General features: G+C 30.5%; 3 protein-coding genes. 1 reads left to right on the top strand and 2 read right to left on the bottom strand.

Going from position 1 to position 3,453, the window contains the following annotated elements; genetic code table 11:
* Positions 1–264 precede the first annotated feature (264 nt).
* On the bottom strand, positions 265–1,026 hold the full coding sequence (locus ABWO04_RS10625; protein WP_353079678.1) for an exodeoxyribonuclease III: 762 nt from the start codon (positions 1,024–1,026) through the stop codon (positions 265–267).
* A 259-nt stretch (positions 1,027–1,285) separates the two neighbouring features.
* On the opposite strand from ABWO04_RS10625, the gene ABWO04_RS10630 reads away from it, so the two are divergent.
* Entirely contained in the window at positions 1,286–3,079 is a 1,794-nt protein-coding gene (locus tag ABWO04_RS10630; RefSeq protein ID WP_353079679.1) for a GNAT family N-acyltransferase, read from the top strand.
* Between the two features lie 43 nt (positions 3,080–3,122).
* Here the strand turns inward: ABWO04_RS10630 and ABWO04_RS10635 are convergent.
* On the bottom strand, positions 3,123–3,453 hold a 331-nt coding region (locus ABWO04_RS10635), incomplete at its 5' end, for a DUF805 domain-containing protein (protein WP_353079680.1).

A 3,453-nucleotide genomic window follows, 5' to 3' on the forward strand; every position in this document is an offset into this window, starting at 1 on the left:
AAATCCGTTTGCAAAGTAGAATTATTGGTTTTTAAACCATCATTTTCATCTGCTAACGCGTTGCGTTCTTTTTTTAAATCGGCAAACTTGTTTTCTAAATCTTGATAGATTTTTTTTGAAACACATGATGTACTCATGCTTAATATCACTAATCCTAATGTGATTTTTCTTATCATCTTTTTATATATATTTGATTCTGTTCGAATCGGTTATTATTATTTACTTTAGACGTTTCTTATTCTAATTTGGTTGTATACTATTTAATTAACCTATTTCCACCAAAACCGGACAATGATCTGAATGTTTGGCTTCTGGTAAAATTAGTGCTCTTTTTATTTTATCTTTTAAAGGTTCGGCTGCTAAACAATAGTCAATTCGCCAACCTTTATTGTTATTTCGGGCATTGGCTCTGTAACTCCACCAACTATAATTATGCGGTTCTCTATTTAGATGACGAAACGTATCAATCATTCCTGTTTTCATAAAACCGTCTAACCAAGCACGTTCTTCGGGTAAAAACCCAGAAGTTTTTTCGTTTCCTTTTGGATTATGAATATCTATAGCTTCGTGACAAATATTATAATCGCCACAAACAACTAAATGCGGAATTTCTTGTCGCAAGTTTACGATATAATCCTGAATTTCGTCCATATATTGAAACTTATATCCAAGTCTGTCGTTATTGGTTCCAGAAGGCAAATACATACTCATTACTGAAAGGTTTTCAAAATCCACACGAAGGTTTCTTCCTTCAAAATCCATACTCTCAATTCCTGTACCAAATACGATATTTTTAGGTTCGGTTTTACATAAAATGGCGACACCACTATACCCTTTTTTTTGTGCAGAAAAATAATATTGATACGGATAACCCGCAGCCGTTATTTCATCTGTTGGTATTTGATCTTCCGTAGCTTTGATTTCTTGTAAACAAATTACATCTGGGTTAGCGCTTTTTAGCCATTCTATAAACCCTTTGGTTATGGCTGCTCTAATTCCGTTTACATTATAAGAGATAATCTTCATTAACTATTTTAAGTTTTAAAACTGTAATAAATTTTTAATTTCAAACCTACTTTTACTTATTTTCAGAATGTACGATTGTGTTTAAAAATCTAATTCTCAAAAATAGAAAAAGTTTTCAATAAAATGTGTCAATAAATGAGTAATTTATAAAAAATTTAGCAAAAAACGCCAATTATTAAATTGTTGGCAATTGTTACAGCAAGTTATACGGAAATTGAATAGAATTGTTATCTTTGTTTCTCTGTCAAAACACAAATAAATGGGATTAGTTACTGCAAAAGAAGTAGCGAAAGCGATAAAAACGGATAAGTATGGTTTTGTTGGAACTTTTTCTGGGTGGTTGCTCATGAAAGTTCTCAAAATTTCTACACTTAATAAAATTTATAATAGAAATAAACATTTAAGTGATTTAGAATTTTTGAATGCTATTTTAGATGAGTTTCAAATTAAATTCGAAATTCCGGAAGAAGATTTAAAACGTTTACCAAAAGACGGCGCTTATATTACCATTTCTAATCATCCTTTAGGTGGAATTGACGGAATTTTATTATTGAAATTAATGTTAGAACGCGAACCTAATTTCAAAATAATTGCCAATTTTTTATTACACAGAATCGAACCGATGAAACCGTATATTATGCCGGTAAATCCGTTTGAAAATCATAAAGATGCAAAATCAAGCGTTATAGGAATAAAAGAAACGTTGCGTCATTTAAGCGATGGAAAACCTTTAGGGATTTTTCCTGCAGGAGAAGTTTCTACCTATAAAGATGGCAAATTAATTGTAGATAAACCTTGGGAAGAAGGTGCCTTAAAAATTATTAAAAAAGCAAAAGTACCTGTTGTTCCTATTTATTTTCACGCACAAAACAGCAAGTTGTTTTACAGTTTATCTAAATTAAACGAAACGTTACGAACGGCAAAATTACCAAGTGAATTACTAACTCAGAAAAACCGAGTAATTAAAGTTAGAATTGGAAAACCAATTTCGGTTAATGAATTGAATGAATACGAAAGTATTCCAGAATTAGGAAATTTTTTAAGAAAGAAAACTTATATGCTATCTAATTCGTTTGAAGAAGAAAATTTTAAGTTAACATTTCCAAAATTCACCAGTCCTAAAGCAGCGAAACAAATTGTAAAACCTGCCAATCACGAACAAATTATTGAGGAAATTAATTTCTTAAAAGAAGGCGATTATCAATTATTACAAAGTAAAAACTATAAAGTATTTTTAGTAACTGCCGAAAAAATTCCAAATATTCTTCACGAAATTGGTCGTTTGCGAGAAATTACTTTTAGAGAAGTAGGCGAAGGCACAAATGAAGCGATTGATTTAGACAAATTTGACCAATACTATCACCATATGTTTTTATGGGATGATGATGCTCAAATGATTGCCGGAGCATATAGAATGGGATTTGGCTCTAAAATATTTCCAAAATACGGTTTAGAAGGTTTTTATTTAAATGAACTATTTAAATTTGAACCCGAATTAAATGATATGATGAGTCAATCTATTGAAATGGGAAGGGCTTTTATTATATCGCAATACCAACAAAAACCAATGCCATTGTTTTTACTTTGGAAAGGAATTGTACATACCACTTTACATTATCCGGAACATAAATTTTTAATTGGCGGCGTGAGTATTAGTAATCAGTTTTCTGAATTTTCAAAATCGTTAATGATTGAATTTATGAAATCCAATTATTACGATCCATATGTTGCGCAATATATTAAACCGAAAAAAGAGTTTAAGGTAAAATTAAAAGACGCAGACAAAGATTTCGTGTTTAATGAAACTGAAGCCGACTTAAATAAATTTGATAAAATTATCGACGAAATTGAACCAGGATCGTTACGATTGCCTGTTTTAATAAAAAAATACATCAAACAAAACGCGAAAGTTGTAGCGTTTAATGTGGACCCAATGTTTAATAACGCCATTGACGGGTTGATGTATATTAAAATTTCAGATATTCCAGAGAGCACGGTTAAGCCTGTAATGGAAGAATTTCAAGCCGAATTAGAAAGAAAACATAAAGGCTAATTATTCTCATAATTAGCCTTTAGTTTATATTTAAATAAATATATTATTTTGAATCTTCGCCATAATTATTTGGCCCTTTAGTACCTTCTGAACAAAAAAGCACTAATAACCAAATACTTCCTATTAAAGGAATTAAAGCAATAAACATAAACCATCCGCTTTTGTTTACATCGTGAAGTCTTCTTACTGCAGCAGCTAACCCTGGAATAAATACAGCTAACACATACAATAAATAAAACCATCCATAAGGAATTGGATCAAAATTTAATCCCAGCAAATTATCTAAAATCATTGCTGAAATAGCAAAAATCATATTAAATAAAACGAAATACCAATACTCTGATCTTCTCGCTCTACCATTAAAATTTGCATAG

This window comes from Flavobacterium sp. (assembly GCF_040382755.1).
Classification (GTDB): domain Bacteria; phylum Bacteroidota; class Bacteroidia; order Flavobacteriales; family Flavobacteriaceae; genus Flavobacterium.

What these genes read in the sequence shown, in the direction of transcription:
- ABWO04_RS10625 (WP_353079678.1), bottom strand. Translation starts at nt 1,026, where the DNA reads ATGAAGATTATCTCTTATAATGTAAACGGAATTAGAGCAGCCATAACC.
- ABWO04_RS10630 (WP_353079679.1), top strand. Translation starts at nt 1,286, where the DNA reads ATGGGATTAGTTACTGCAAAAGAAGTAGCGAAAGCGATAAAAACGGAT.